Here is a 14,615-nt window from a genome sequence, read left to right on the forward strand (position 1 = left end):
CGCTCCTATCTGCTGTTTAAGGTACCGTACTGAAAGCGCACTTTGTCCTTCTTCGTTCGGTAAAGGGGCTCGAAAATTTTGATGCGGCCAAATCCCCGCACGGAAATCATATCCCCAGGGGCAATCATGTCGTGGGTCTTCTCCGCCCGCTTAAAGTTTACTTTCACCAAGCCCTTGGCCACGAGCCCCTTCACTTCGTCGCGGGACTTGTGGGTCACCGCCCGCACCACGGCGTCCAGGCGCATGGAGGACACCACCGCTGCGGCCTCGTTCCAATCCTCTTCGATTTCCGGCACGGAAAGGGCGGGAATTTCTTTGAGGCGAATGGGCGTCGCACCCACTTTTCTGAAGTTCACGGCGATGAAATTCGCGATCTCTTTTTTCACGAAAATATAGGCGCCGTCGTCGGTAGCGGCGATGTCGCCGATTTTATCCCGCTCGATGCCCATGCCCAAGAGGGAGCCTAAAATTTGCCGGTGATCGAAGGGGCCGCCTTCTAAATAAAAGGCCGAGAGAAAGCTATCTTCCGTGTCGAAGGGTTTATAGACCGGAATTTTTCGCTCCCAATTGCCCGCCGGCTCGAAAGACAACTCCACTTCCGAAAAGTGGGGCGTCCAGGAAGCCACCAATTGCTGTTCGTAGGGATCTAAAAAATCACCGGCTATGGCCCTGTAATTTCTCGAACTGATTTCTGGCAGATCGAGTACATGGCGCAACCGAGTGATTTTTTCAGGCTCTCTTATGTGGCGAAGGAGTTCATCCTTCCGAAGGCTCTTTACCAAGGAAAGATGCCCGAGTTTTGTAATTCTTCTTTAAGCCCGTCGATGGCGATATTCGCCGGCGCAAGAATAAAGATGTCTTTGTTCACCTTTTGGATCTTGCCTTCGATGGCATAAAGGGCGCCGTTGACGAAGTCGAAAATTTCACGCTTCACGTCTAAATCCAATTGTTCGAAGTTTAAGACGACGGCTTTGTTTTCCTTTAAGTCATCGACAATCTTCGGCGATTCGTCGTAACTTAAGGGTTCGTGAACCGTAATGACCATGGCGGCTTTCGTTTGAATGCTCAATACATTGCCGCTGTCTTTTCTGCGAGGGGCCACGGGTTTTTGCGAATGGGTCGTTGTGATGGGTTCAACTTCCGTGGTTTGAAATTTTTCGTCTTCTTGAAAATCGTATTCGTCGTCGTATTCGTAATCATCACCGAAACCGAACGCCCTTTTTAACTTATTACCAAAATCTGCCATAATTTCCTCCTTAATAGTGCCTTGCACCGAAAATGCGACTGCCTACGCGTACCATATTTGCGCCTTCTTCAATGGCGATATGAAAGTCTTGACTCATGCCCATGGACAAGTGCGTCATGTCCACGCCCTCGTAATGGCGTCCGGCGATATCCACTTTTAAGGCCACCATTTTCCGAAACAGCTGCCTCAAATAAGCCTCGTCATCTACATTGGGCGCGACGGTCATTAAGCCGTCAACTTTCAAGTGGGAGTAATCGACGATGGATTCCAAAAAGGGCAGCACCTGATCGTAGGCCAAGCCGCCTTTTGACGCTTCGTCGCCGATATTTACTTCCAATAGACAATGGACGATATGATCCGTTTCGCATCCCCGCTTTTGAATTTCTTTCGCCAAGGACGGTCTGTCCAGTGAATGGATCAAAACCACATCATTGTAGATATATTTTACCTTATTTGACTGCAAGTTTCCAATCATATGATAACGAACCTTCGGTCCCAGGGCCTCAATTTTTTTCGTGAGCTCCTGCACCTTGTTTTCGCCGATATCCGTGACGCCGTATTTCAAGGCTTCTTCGATTTTATCCACGCCGTGGGTTTTCGTCACGGCGATTAATTGCACCGGTTCCCCGGTTAAGCTGTGGCGTCTCGCCCCTTCAATTTCTTCGCGCACCCGCTTGAGTTCGTCGCCTATGCTTGACATAAACACCTCCTGTGATTAATACACAATCTTATCCCGCCGCACTTTCTTCGGCTCAACGACCACCTGATCCGTCGGCCGCAAGGTGGACACGTCCTTGCCTTTCTTATTTTTGATCATGGCCTTGTCGTCGCCCATGCTGATGTAGGCGTCTTTTTCACGAACGGACAACACATCCACGGGCACAAAGGTGACAAATCGGCGCACAGCATCGACGTAGACGCCGCTTTCGCCGTGTTTTCCCGTAACAATGGCTGTCTTCGGAATCTTCAGCGCCGGGGATTCGCTTTTAATTATGGTGGTCTTTTGCTTCCGCGGCCGATAAACCTCCTGTAGTTTATCTTGCAGACTCAAGATCACCACCGGCTCGCTCTCGTCGCCGACAATGGATTCCACCCGAGCTTCGGTCATCATCTTTCCGATTCGCACCGTCACTGTTTTTCCCATTTCTTCTTTCACCAAACGGGCATCGGCAATGGGCAGAGCGATTTTATAGGTCGTATCGCAAATGGTGCGGAAAAAGGCCTGGCCTTCTTTTACTCGATTCTTCCCCCGGGTCAGGGACTCGGTGCTCACGCCTTTTAGGTAGGCGCGAGTAAATGTATCCTCGTCCTTTTCCAATGAAAGGGCTTTTTTAAAGTCGTCAAAGGTGTAGCTTACGATGCCGGATTCCGGTGCCACGTAATCGGCACTGGTGGAGGCGATGCGCTTGGTGAGTCGATCTTTTTTCTCCTCCAGCTCCGGAATGGAAAGCTTTAAAAGTTCGTTGAGCTCCGACACATTCACCGTGTGTTTCGTGCTTAAATCCAAGGTGTTAATGGATGAAATAAGCTTTTCGTAATCCTCGTCGCGAATAAAGCGCTGGATATTTCGAATGACATTTTCATCTTCTTCGTTCATTCTGTCCTTGGATTTTTCCGATGTTCGATCATTCTTAAAGTCGATGGCCGCCTGAATTCGAATGAGCTGGTCCTTCACCTTTGAATTGTCGTTCATGACATTAATGTCCGCCACGCGAAAGCCCTTGGGCACTTTTTTCCCCTCGCGCACATTATAAACGGCGGTGCCGCCTGCCTTGGTAAAAATCGTCTCTTCATTGAGAAGCAAGTAGCCCTCGCCCCGCACCACGTCGCGAAAGCATACCTGCACGGGCTGCTTCGTTTTAGGCGCAGAAACCAGGCGGTCGTACAGGGAGTAGACGCCGCCTGAAATAATCAACAGCAAAAGTAGTACGAGAAGCAGTCGCCTGCGTTTTTTTCTGTGATTTTGCCGTCGTCGAATTTTTTTTCGAACAGTCGAACCTTGTCTCATAATAAAAATATTTTCTCGTTTTCGTGTTTATTGGGCCGCTGCATCAGATCCAACACGGCCTGTCTCGGATCGGCCTCGCGGTACAAGACGTCGTAGAGCTTTTCTGTAATGGGCATTTCGATGCCAAGCTCCCGAGACAGCTCGTAGCAGGCCTTGGTGGTCTTATACCCTTCCACCACCATGCCCACTTCCTCGATGGCAGCATCCGCCGCCTTGCCCTTGCCAATGAGATTGCCGAAGCGCCAGTTGCGGCTGTGGACACTGGTGCAGGTGACGATTAAATCGCCGATGCCGGAAAGGCCTTGGAAAGTAATTGGCTTTGCGCCGAGGACGATGCCCAGGCGCTGAATTTCAGTTAAGCCGCGGGTCATTAAGGCGGCTTTGGCATTGTCGCCATAGCCCAGGCCGTCGGATAGACCGGCACCGAGGGCGATAATATTTTTTAACGCGCCGCCGATTTCTACGCCGATCATATCATCTTGTACGTAGACCCGGAAGCTGTCGTAAGTAAATAAATCTTGCGCCCAAAGGGCATCTTTTTCGTCTTCGGCACACACCAGCACCGTGGTGGGCATAAGCTTCGCTACTTCTTCCGCATGAGAGGGGCCGGATAACACGATGTAGGGCGAATCGGGCAGGATCTCTTTGGCCACTTGAGAAAGGCGCAAATGGCTTCCTTGCTCCAGCCCTTTGGCGAGATTGATGACGGGGGCCTTCGATCCCTCGCAGGCCACGGCTTCCATGGTGGCGCGCACAGCGCCGGTGGGCACGGCCAAGACGATGCCGTCTGCCCCTTCAATGGCCTCCTTTACAGACAGGTGCACCTGAATCGTCGGATCAAAGGCAAAGTCCTCCAAGTAACCGGGATTGTCTCCCACCGATTGAATCCGCGCATACTGCTTTTCATTGCGGGTGTACATGTGCACCTCGTGGCCGATGCGGGCCAAGAGATTGGCAATGGCGCTTCCCCAACTACCACAACCTAATATTCCGATCTTCACCGAATCAACCTCCGATTCTGTTTTCTCTGCCTTCTTTTAAGCGAATCAAATTGTCTTTATGGCGAATAAATCCCAAGAGCCACACGGCGAGAATCGCCCAGCGATTGTAACCGATGCCTGCGTATTTGACGAGCATGGCCCCGCAACTAATGGTAAGAAAGGTCAATGATCCGACGCTGACGTATTTGGTGATCTTCGCTGCGATGACGCCGGCTATGGCCGCCACGCCTCCCCAAAGGGGCTCAAGGGTCGTCCACGAACCGAAGGATGTGGCGATGCCTTTGCCGCCGCGAAAACCTAAGTAAAAGGGGAAGTCGTGACCCAAAACGACGAAGAGGGCGGCGAAGAGCCGAATGGATTCGTCCAACATGGGCGCGAGAAAGGCCATGGCCACCACGCCTTTTAATACGTCGATGGCAAAGGTAGTATAGCCCAGTTTCTTTCCCATGACGCGCACGGCATTGGTGGTGCCGGCGTTGCCGCTGCCCTCGTCGCGAATGTCTTTGTGGAAAAAGAGGCGGCTCAGGAAATAGGCACCGGAGACGGAGCCTACGATATAACAGGCCATCAGCACGAGAAATGTCTTCATCGATTCCTCAGCTCCAAAATAATGGGCACGCCGTCGAAGCGATAGGCCGCGCGAATTTGATTTTCCAAATAACGCAAATAGGTGAAGTGGAAAAGCTCCTTGTCATTGACGGAGAGGACGATTTTCGGCGGTCTGGCCGAGACTTGGCTCGCATAGTAAAGCTTCCCGCGCTTGCCCTTGTCCGAAGGCGGCTGATTCATTAAGACCGCTCGGTTCATAATGTCGTTTAAGACCCCAGTTTGAATCCTGAGGGAGTAATTGTTGTTGACCACGTGGATCATGTTCAATAATTTTTCCACGCGAGAACCTGTAAGTGCCGAGATGAAAATCATGGGTGCGTAGTTTAAAAAGGGCAGCTCCATGCGAATGGCCTCTTCGTATTGCTTCATGGTGCGGGTTTCTTTTTCGATGGCATCCCACTTGTTTACGGCGATAATCATGGCCTTGTTGTTGTCGTGGGCATAGCCTGCGATCTTCGAATCCTGTTCGCTGATCCCTTCCGTGGCGTCGATTAAAAGCACGCACACATCGGCCAGCTCGATGCTCCGCAAAGTACGCACCACGGAGTAGCGTTCCACTTTTTCGTTGATTTTTTTCCGCTTTCGGAGGCCCGCCGTGTCAATAAGCACATAGTCCGTATCTTCGTATTCGAAGAAGGAGTGGATGGAATCCCGCGTCGTGCCGGGAATATTGGTGACGATGGAGCGCTCTTCCCCTAAAATGCGGTTGACCAAAGAGGATTTCCCCGCATTGGGTTTTCCGATAAAGGCCACTTTGATTTCGTCGCGGAAGTCATCCTCCTCCACTTTGGGAAAGGACGCCACCGTGGCATCCAGCAAATCGCCGATGCCGCGGGATTGCTCGGCGCTAATGGAATAGGGCTCGCCTAAGCCCAATTCGTAGAAATCGTAGCGATGGTCTTCCGATTCCTTGGCATCCATTTTATTGACGACGAGAAGGGCTTCCTTGCCGCTTCTTCGAATATACGATGCCACCTCGCGGTCCACGGTGGTCAGGCCTTCTTTGCCGTCGACGACAAATAAAATGATCTCTGCATTTTCCACGGCCACTTCCGCCTGGGCCATGATTTCGGGCATAAAGGCTTCGTTGCTGGAGGGATCCAACCCGCCCGTATCGATTAAAGTAAATTCATGATCGAGCCAAGTGGCCTTGGCATAGATTCTGTCTCGCGTCACGCCCGGTGTATCCTCGGTAATGGATATTTTCGAGCGCGTCAGCACATTAAATAAGGTACTCTTCCCCACATTGGGGCGACCTAATATACAGACGACCGGTCTATTCAACAGGACGCACCTCCAAACATTTTTCTAAAAATTCCGCACCATTGTTGCTTACGGTAATAATCTTCGCGCCTAATATCTCTTCCAAAGCATCCACCGTGACATCGTCCAATGTAATGGCGCGATCGCTTCGAAACATTGACATTGGTAACATTATAGCATCGTGGATTTTACCTTTCAATTGACGGACCACATCCTCCGCCGTCAAGAGCCCCGCCACTTTCACCGTCTCGCCGAAAAAGTCATTTTTGATCGTAACCACGTCGCATTGAACGCCGGGGAATTTTTCGTGAATCATGGCGGCCAAGGCCTCAAAGAGAGGCGCCGCATATTCTCCCGTAGCCAAGGTGATTTTCGAGCGGTATTGCCCTTCCGCCCGGTCCAGCGCCTCCTTAAATTCTTCGTAGAAAGAGCGCATAAGGCCCACGCCGTTTTCGTACTGCGGGTAGCCGTCGTAAAAATCCGCCTCGGGAAGATCTTTTTCCGCGATAAGGTAAAATTCATCGGATGCGTAGACCCAGTGGCGGCCGCATTTTTTACGCATATCTTTTCCGAAGGCCTCGGCGATGGCGATGACATCTTTCGCCTCTTCTTTCGTGTAAGGAGAAAGCTTCGGCAAATGGTCGCGATACTTTGACAGTCCCACAGGCACCATGGCCACGGAGGCCACTTGGGGCATGAGGGAGGCCAAGTCCCGAAGGGTGTGCTTCAACTCCTCTCCGTCGTTTACGCCTGGAAGCAACACGATCTGCGCGTTCATGACGATGCCCGCATGGGCCAAACGCTTCATGTCCTCCATGATCTTCCCCGCCGAGGGATTTTTTAACAACTCCACCCTTAGGGCGAGATTGGTGGTGTGCACCGACACATTAATGGGGCTTAGGCCGTAGGCGATCATGCGGTCGAAATCTTCTTTTTTTATATTGGTCAGGGTAATGTAATTGCCTTGAAGAAAAGAAAGGCGTGAATCGTCGTCTTTAATGTATAAGCTGTCGCGCATATTCGGCGGCATCTGATCGATAAAGCAAAAGAGGCAGCGATTGGAACAGGTCTTTTGAGTGTCCAATAGCGGAGTGACGAAATTCAGGCCGATGGGCTCCTCCACATCTTTTTCAATGTCGTAGAGGATCAGCTCGCCGTCTTTCTTTTCGATGGTGAGGGTAATGTATTCGTTGGCCGATTCGTAGCGGTAGTCGATCACATCCCGCACCTCGTTGTCGTTAATGGCGATGAGGCGGTCGCCGGCTTCGATTTCCAGCTCTTCGCCGATGGACCCGGGATCGACAGAGCGAATGGTATTTAATGCTTTATGAACGATGTCGATTTCATAAGGGTTCATGGCGCCTCCTGTTGCCGTAATAGAAAAGGACTCTTTCGAGTCCTTCCCGTTTTATTTGTACAGAGGAAATTTTTCGCAAAAAATCCGCACGCGGTCTTTTGCTTCGTCTTCCGCAATGTCTTTTTTCAAAAGATCCACCATGATTTGAGCCACATAGGCTGCGTCTTCTTCTTTCGCACCTAAGGTGGTCATGGCCGGGGTGCCGATGCGAATGCCGCTGGTCACCATGGGCGTTTCGGGATCGTAGGGGATCATGTTTTTGTTGACGGCGAGGCCGCTGTCGTTTAACAGTTTTTCCGCCTCTTTACCCGTCATCTTCAGGGAACGAAGATCTAAAAGCAATAGGTGATTGTCTGTACCGCCGGATACCAAATCCACGCCTTGATCCAGGAACACTTTTTCCATGGCCTTGGCATTGTCGATGATTTGTTTGCAGTACACTTTGAAATCCGGTTGGGCCGCTTCATAGAAGGACACGGCCTTTGCCGCAATGACGTGTTCCAAGGGGCCGCCTTGCAGTCCGGGGAACACGGCCTTGTCGATGGTTTTGTGCAATGCTTCCGTGCAGAGAATGGCGCCGCCTCTGGGCCCCCGCAGGGTCTTATGGGTGGTGGTGGTTACCACATCGGCATAGGGCACGGGGTTTTCGTGATAGCCCGTGGCCACAAGGCCGGCGATGTGCGCCATGTCTACCATAAAGTAGGCGCCGCTCGCCTTCACCACATCACTTATGCGCTTAAAATCGATTTTTCTCGGATAGGCCGATGCGCCGCCGATGACCAGCTTCGGTTTGTATTTCTTTACCGCCGCTTCGAAGGCGTCGTAATCGATTCGACCCGTCTTTTCATCGACGCCGTAATCCACGATGTCGAAGTATTTTCCCGAAATATTCACCGGGCTGCCGTGAGACAAGTGGCCGCCCTGACTTAAATTCATGCCTAAGATCCGATCGCCCGGCTTTAACAAGCCCAGGTACACGGCCATATTGGCATTGGCACCGCTGTGGGGCTGAACATTGGCGTGATCGGCGCCGTAAAGGGCTTTAAAGCGATCGATGGCCAATTGTTCCACTTCATCTACCACTTCGCAGCCGCCGTAGTAGCGGGCACCGGGCAGACCTTCCGCGTATTTATTGGTGAGTGGCGATCCCATGGCTTCCATGACGGCGCGAGAGACAAAGTTTTCCGAAGCAATGAGCTCGATGTGACTTTGTTGCCGCTCGGTTTCTTTTTGAACCAGCGCATAAATCGCGGGATCCGTCTGTTTTAAATGCTTGTAATCCAATCTTTGCCCCTTTCTCAGTTTTAATACCTGTCGTTAATGTAGGTGTCGATTTTGGAACGCTTTTTTTCTTCCATAAAGACACCGTGATCGACCAAGGCTTGATATACCCGTTCAGAGGTGGAATGCAAAATATACTCCGGATACTCGATAAAGACAATCTCAAAGAGACGGCCTTGCAATTTCTTGCCGTTGCAATGGACGAAGTAACCGTAGATATTTTTATAATCGACAAAATCAAGGATCTCCAAGATCGTGTCGTCTTTTTTTCCGTAATACTTTTCAGCCATAGAAAGAGAGCGGCAATAGGCTCGATTGCCTTTTTGCATCCGCTTCACACGCCTGGCTTCCATGCGATAGCTTTTGGCCATGGCGTTGTAATATTGGTAATTAAAGATCCCTTTTTCCAATCGATCGATGAGAAAAAAGGGGCGCACATTGCTATTGTGCATGTCCTTTAAATTCGTCTGCAAAAATTCCTTTTTGTTTAAGTCGCCCCGCTCATAGGCGCGAATCAAGGCGCTTCGCCTTTCCATGAAGTGCTCAAACCATTTGTCGCAAATCGGCTCCATGGTTATCGGGTCGTCATCATAAGAATGCATTGATCAGTACCGGCAACACCATTGCTAAGCATAAAATCACGGCCACGATTCGAATAAATGTCTTGTTCGATTTCATTCCAATCCCCTGTCAGTTGTTAACCTTCCAAAGAAACTTCTTGTGCGTATTGTTTTAATTCTTCCGGGAAGTCTGCTTCCACGTAGTTTACATTAATGTAAATTTGACGGTTTTCCATGCCTAAAGATTCCAGACGATCGGCCAAATCTTTTAAGTCGTCAATGGAAAGATCCATGACCTTGTACATACCGTCGACATACACTTTTTCCAAGTCGTAGTCCATGGCGAACATGCCGCTTAAGAAGCCGTAGAATTCATCTAAATTGGTGAGATTGTATTCCGTGGCATTGATTAAACGTACATTGTAATCCAAGCTGAAAATGTGATCGTCGTCAACTTCGACAAATGCGATATTGCCGTTGCCGCCTTCATGATCTTCATTGGCGTGATCAATTAACCATTTCGTTTTGCCTGCGCCTTTTGCTCCTAAGATATAACGAATCATTGTCATCATCCTTTCTCTATTTCCTATACAAATGACCTTGCGGTCGGTTTTCCTCAATCATTCGACGCACGATTTCGTCGCGAATGCAGTACCAGCTTCTGTTCCAATTCGCGAACAAGACATCCTCTTCCGGGGCACGTCCCAAGAGGCGGCCAATCACCGTCTCAGGCGGCAGATGTTCCAGAAATAAGATGACCCGCTCCATAAATTCTTCCATGGGAAGGGGCACGAAGGTGCCGGCCTCATACATATCGGCGAGCTTGGTGTGCTTCGCCACGTAAAGATTGTGAATCTTCACTTCATCGGCGCCAACGCGGGCCAAAAGTTCGGCACCTCGAAGCACATCCTCTCGGCTATCCCAAGGCAGATCCAAAATCATGTGAACCGTAAGCCTCAGGCCCTTGCCCTTGATTCGATGTGCTGCATCGATAAATTCGCGGGTGCCATGGCCACGATTAATCACTTTCAATGTCTTCTCGTTGGCCGATTGCAGGCCCAATTCAAAAGTGATCGACTTGCCCGGAAAAATTTCCTTCGCCGCCGACAAATACGCGTCGTCCACACAGTCGGGCCGCGTGGAGATGGAGACGCCGACGATGTCTTCTTCCGCCACCGCCTCTAAATTTTCTTTAAATTGCGCCAGGGGAAGGTAGGTGCCTGTAAAATTTTGAAAATACGGGATAAAGCCTTGGGCCTTGTAGCGGGCTTTCATGCGCGCTTTGTTTTTTTGAAATTGTTCCCGTACGCTTCCTTGTATCCATTCGAAGCTTCCCCCTTCTTCGCCGCAAAAAATGCAGCCGCCCACCCCGGCGGTGCCGTCTCGATTGGGACAGCTGCCTTTAAGATGGATGGGCACCTTGTACACTTTCATGCCGAAGGTGTCTTTTGCGTAATCGCTGAAACTTCGATAGGGTCGTGTTTCCGTAATGGTAAACTCCTTAGTCTTCCTCGTCTTCTGCGTAAAGACGTTCGAATTCATCGGCGACGTGGTTGAAATAGTCTTCATCTTCGATGAAGATCAGTTCCAATTCACCGTCTTCCAATTCGGCGTATTCGTAAATCAGAACGGAGGCGTCTTCGTCCACTTCATCGTCCTTCAGGGGCAATAAAGCGATATAGTCTTTTTCCTCGTAGGGGAAAATGCCAATAACGGCACAGTCCAATTCGCTGTCGTCATCGAGGGTCAACGTAATGACGTCCATTTCCTCGTGTTCATGTTCGTGATCGTGATCGTGTTCGTGTTCGTGGCTCATATTTATCCTTTCATCTTTAACAGTTCAAGAAGGTAATCGAAAACCCGATTGGTGGAGGCGATGGATAGATTTTCGCCGGGGGCGTGAACGCCCTCCATGTCGGGACCAATGGAAATCATGTCCATTTTACCGATGGAATCTTGCAAAATGCCGCATTCCAAACCGGCGTGGATCATTTCCACCGTGGCGTCGTTGCCTGTCATGTCTTTCCATAATTTCACGGCCTTATCCCGCAAGGGGGATTCTTCCGCGTATTCCCAAGGCGCGTAGGCGGAAAGTTCTTCGAATGTGCCGCCGCCCAATTCGCCGGCAATGCGGTTTTTCAAGGCGATTTCATGAATCTTGCTTTCCACATCGCTTCGGATTTGCATGGTAAAGACGAATTTTTCATCGTCACTGGCCGCTACGCCGATGTTGGTGGAGGATTCCACCAAACCTTCAATTTTTTTGCTGAAGGTGTTGACGCCGTTGGGCGCGACGAGCAGGTAGTTAATGATGCCGTCGGCAACCTTCGGTGCCAGGACTTTGTCGGCGGAGGCGCCTTCAATCTTGAGCACGCCATTGGGATCCGTGGCGACAAATTCTTTGAAGATCGTGTCGGCCGATGCATTCAATGCCGCCTTGACGCCTTCCACATCTTTGGCATCGACACCGATAATGGCTTCCGCATCTCTGGGAATGGCATTGGGTTTCGAACCGCCGGAGAAATCCGCCAACTCGAACGGATATTTAAAGGAGACTTCTCTTAAGATCCGCGCCAATAAGAGAATGGGGTTGCCCCTTTCGTCGTCGATGTCAGAGCCGGAGTGGCCGCCGCGGAAACCGCCGAGATCAATGGCGAGGAATGCATCCTTTTCGGGGGACATAAATTCTTTTTTGAAGATAATGTTGGACACCATGCCGCCGGCACAGCCCACGGTAATAATGCCTTCATCTTCCGAGTCGATATTAATTAATGTGCTGCCTTCGAAATACTTGCCGTCGATGGTATGGGCACCCGCCATGGAGGTTTCTTCCTCGACGGTGACCAAGCATTCCAACGCCGGGTGCTCGTAGTCTCCGTCTAAAATGGCAAGCATCATGGCCACGGCAATGCCGTCGTCGGCGCCGAGTGTGGTGTTTTTCGCGATGATGCGATCGCCTTCCACGACGGCTTCGATGGGATCCTTTGAAAAGTCGTGTTCGTAGCCTTTCACCGCCTCGCAAACCATATCCATATGGCCCTGCAAAATCACGGTGGGCTCATTTTCATAGCCTTTCGATGCAGGCTTTTTAATAACGATATTTTCCCACTCGTCCTGAATGACTTCAAGCTCGCGCGCTTTTGCCCATTGGACCAGGTAATTGCTGATTTTTTCTTCTTCTTTGCTGCAACGGGGTATGTCCGTAATCTCAGCAAAAAAGTTTAAAACCGGTGAATCGCCGGTTAAACCTTTTATCACTCTATCACCTCTTCTTTATAGTACATATTACACGAAACAAGCCGCTTCGTCATTACTTTTCGCTTTTATTCGGTAAAGGAATATGGCAATAACCGCCGGGATTTTTTACCAAATAGTGTTGGTGGTATTCCTCGGCCTTCGTAAAGTTTTCAAGAGGCGCCACTTCCACCCAAATCTTGCGCGTCGATTCGCTTTGCCGCTTCTGTTTATCCTCTTCATAAAAGGCCTTTAGGGCATCCTCGCCGGGACGATAATAGAGGCCGGTGCGGTACTGGCGACCGATGTCGTTGCCTTGGCGGAAATAGCTGTAGGGATCGATGATTTTATAAAATAAATCCACGATCTCTTCCCGGGAAATTACCTCGGGATCGAATTCGATGATCACGCCTTCCGCCGCCTTGCTCTTGCCGTAGCAAAGGTCTTCATACGTGGGATCGGCAATGTCGGAATTAATATAGCCCACCACGGTGTCGGTGATTCCCTCGGTGCGTCTGAAATATTCTTCCACGCCCCAAAAGCAACCGCCGGCCAAAATAATTTCTGCCATGCTACCTCCTGTCAGTTTAACATACGCTGGATGCGCGTCTTGTTTTTCTCAAAATCCTCGTAGGATCGAATGTTTCTGAATACCTGCGAAATGGAATGGGTGCTCATGCCGTAATAACTGCTGATCATGTGGTTCATGGAAGGATCTTTTTCCACCATGGAAGCGTAGCAATTGAGGATAAAGTCGATGAGCGCATCGTACTCCTCTTCGGTAAAGCCCTTGCTGTCCACCTCTCGTTTAATCGTTCCGATAAGCAGACTTTCCAAGTAGCGGAAAAATTCTTCGAAGTCGATCCTCGGCTCCGATTGCTCGATTTCGGCTATGATCTTAAAAAATAAATTCCAGCCGAATTCCCTGGGCATAATGGCGTACACCGCCCGGCCCACGCGATCGGTAAAGGCCGTGGTAAAGGTCGGCTTCCGGTCGAATTCGACACCTTCGGCCACTTTAAATTCCTGTTGGTCGATGTGATTGATTCGATTCAAGAGGCGAATAAAGTTTTCCCCTTCGTCGTAATCCAGGAGGGCTTGGCATTTGTAGTCGAGGTAATCCACAATAATGTCCGACGTTTCGTTGAAATCCACGACAAAGCCCAGTTCTTTGCGAATGGTGCCGACAAAAATATCGTGAATGATTTTCGACAACAGGCTTTTCACCTGCTTGTGATTGCTTTTCACGGCAGAAGAATCCATGTCGTTGACGTGCTCGTAAAGGATCCGCAGTTGGCGGTCGATCATGGATAAATTGTCCTTAATGGAATGCATAATGTCTCGGAAAAATTCTTCCGTGAGCATGTAATTGTAGTTTTTGTACAGAACCTTGTGGTCGATTTCGCCCCAGAAGACATTGACCAGGGACTTGATCTGCAGCTCGAAATTGATCTGCTCGTCGCCGTTTTTTATAATGCCGTCGATTTTATAAATGCCGAAGCCGTTTTTTTGAATCATGGGCTGAGCCGTTTCCATATCCAGCAAAATATGCTTGTGGCTCGGCGAACGATAGTAGCCGTTTTCCACGGGAATGTAAAACAGATCTTTAATGGCTCGGTAAATGGACAACTCGTCGTCGGTAAATCGACATTCGATTCTGAGCCCGATAATGTCCTGCATATTTCGAAGCATTTCACCGGCGTCGTCGTAGCGCATATAGAGGCTGTTACGAATGATTTTTTCTCTTAGTGAGTTTGCCGATTTGATTCGTGAATTGACCGCCAGAAAGCTGTCGTTGTCTTTAAATTCCATTTCAAAAAAATTTTCAAGTTCTCGCTCCAGCTCAGCAATGGCGTCGTATTTGTTGTTTAACAACGCGATGGAGCGGTCAATAAAGTTGAATAAATCCAGTTCCATATCTTCCCCCTGACATAGAACCAGTATATCACAGAATCGTGAAGGAAAACGGTCCTTCTCACGGATCGAAAAAGTCATCTGAAAAGCAAAAAACGCATAAAATCAGCCTTCGTTAACAAAAAAGCGGCCGAAGCCGCTC

Annotated in this window: 16 protein-coding genes; all 16 read right to left on the reverse strand. The window is 49.9% G+C overall.

The features are described from left to right. Positions 1 to 5: 5 nt before the first annotated feature. Positions 6 to 782 (reverse strand): YlmH family RNA-binding protein, encoded by a 777-nt coding sequence (locus WKT05_RS01515; protein WP_340412630.1) that lies wholly within the window; start codon positions 780 to 782, stop codon positions 6 to 8. Further along, positions 776 to 1,246 (reverse strand): cell division protein SepF, encoded by a 471-nt coding sequence (locus tag WKT05_RS01520; protein WP_215507376.1) that lies wholly within the window; start codon positions 1,244 to 1,246, stop codon positions 776 to 778. Before WKT05_RS01520 ends, WKT05_RS01515 begins: the two co-directional genes overlap by 7 nt. Positions 1,247 to 1,256: 10 nt before the next feature. After that, positions 1,257 to 1,946, reverse strand: a complete 690-nt coding sequence (locus WKT05_RS01525) for a YggS family pyridoxal phosphate-dependent enzyme (protein ID WP_340412631.1) — start codon at positions 1,944 to 1,946, stop codon at positions 1,257 to 1,259. A gap of 15 nt (positions 1,947 to 1,961) precedes the next feature. After that, complete coding sequence (locus WKT05_RS01530) at positions 1,962 to 3,254, reverse strand: HlyD family efflux transporter periplasmic adaptor subunit (protein WP_340412632.1); 1,293 nt, start codon at positions 3,252 to 3,254, stop codon at positions 1,962 to 1,964. Further along, entirely contained in the window at positions 3,251 to 4,255 is a 1,005-nt protein-coding gene (locus tag WKT05_RS01535; RefSeq protein ID WP_340412633.1) for an NAD(P)H-dependent glycerol-3-phosphate dehydrogenase, read from the reverse strand. Before WKT05_RS01535 ends, WKT05_RS01530 begins: the two co-directional genes overlap by 4 nt. A 4-nt stretch (positions 4,256 to 4,259) precedes the next feature. Next, complete coding sequence (gene plsY, locus WKT05_RS01540; protein WP_340412634.1) at positions 4,260 to 4,844, reverse strand: glycerol-3-phosphate 1-O-acyltransferase PlsY; 585 nt, start codon at positions 4,842 to 4,844, stop codon at positions 4,260 to 4,262. Beyond that, positions 4,841 to 6,148 carry a ribosome biogenesis GTPase Der gene (der, locus tag WKT05_RS01545; protein ID WP_215507366.1) on the reverse strand — a complete coding sequence of 436 codons (1,308 nt, stop codon included), beginning with the start codon at positions 6,146 to 6,148 and terminating at the stop codon, positions 4,841 to 4,843. Before der ends, plsY begins: the two co-directional genes overlap by 4 nt. Continuing rightward, positions 6,141 to 7,484 (reverse strand): DUF512 domain-containing protein, encoded by a 1,344-nt coding sequence (locus tag WKT05_RS01550; protein WP_340412635.1) that lies wholly within the window; start codon positions 7,482 to 7,484, stop codon positions 6,141 to 6,143. The genes der and WKT05_RS01550 overlap by 8 nt, the downstream gene beginning before the upstream one ends. Before the next feature lie 51 nt (positions 7,485 to 7,535). Then, positions 7,536 to 8,768, reverse strand: coding sequence for a serine hydroxymethyltransferase (gene glyA, locus WKT05_RS01555; RefSeq protein ID WP_340412636.1), 1,233 nt, complete (start codon positions 8,766 to 8,768; stop codon positions 7,536 to 7,538). 20 nt (positions 8,769 to 8,788) lie between these two features. After that, positions 8,789 to 9,367 (reverse strand): DUF6648 family protein, encoded by a 579-nt coding sequence (locus WKT05_RS01560; protein ID WP_340412637.1) that lies wholly within the window; start codon positions 9,365 to 9,367, stop codon positions 8,789 to 8,791. Between the two features lie 95 nt (positions 9,368 to 9,462). Continuing rightward, positions 9,463 to 9,888 carry a hypothetical protein gene (locus WKT05_RS01565; protein WP_215507359.1) on the reverse strand — a complete coding sequence of 142 codons (426 nt, stop codon included), beginning with the start codon at positions 9,886 to 9,888 and terminating at the stop codon, positions 9,463 to 9,465. A 16-nt stretch (positions 9,889 to 9,904) separates the two neighbouring features. After that, on the reverse strand, positions 9,905 to 10,867 hold the full coding sequence (locus WKT05_RS01570; RefSeq protein WP_340412638.1) for a TIGR01212 family radical SAM protein: 963 nt from the start codon (positions 10,865 to 10,867) through the stop codon (positions 9,905 to 9,907). Next, positions 10,827 to 11,141, reverse strand: a complete 315-nt coding sequence (locus WKT05_RS01575; protein WP_340412639.1) for a DUF1292 domain-containing protein — start codon at positions 11,139 to 11,141, stop codon at positions 10,827 to 10,829. The genes WKT05_RS01570 and WKT05_RS01575 overlap by 41 nt, the downstream gene beginning before the upstream one ends. A 2-nt stretch (positions 11,142 to 11,143) precedes the next feature. Further along, complete coding sequence (locus tag WKT05_RS01580) at positions 11,144 to 12,583, reverse strand: aminoacyl-histidine dipeptidase (protein ID WP_340412640.1); 1,440 nt, start codon at positions 12,581 to 12,583, stop codon at positions 11,144 to 11,146. Positions 12,584 to 12,635: 52 nt separating this feature from the next. After that, complete coding sequence (gene msrA, locus WKT05_RS01585) at positions 12,636 to 13,130, reverse strand: peptide-methionine (S)-S-oxide reductase MsrA (protein ID WP_340412641.1); 495 nt, start codon at positions 13,128 to 13,130, stop codon at positions 12,636 to 12,638. 11 nt (positions 13,131 to 13,141) lie between these two features. After that, entirely contained in the window at positions 13,142 to 14,476 is a 1,335-nt protein-coding gene (locus WKT05_RS01590) for a GTP pyrophosphokinase (RefSeq protein WP_215507349.1), read from the reverse strand. Positions 14,477 to 14,615 lie beyond the last annotated feature (139 nt).

This window comes from Peptoniphilus sp. HCN-40583 (assembly GCF_037892835.1).
Taxonomy (GTDB): Bacteria; Bacillota; Clostridia; order Tissierellales; family Peptoniphilaceae; genus Aedoeadaptatus; species Aedoeadaptatus rachelemmaiella.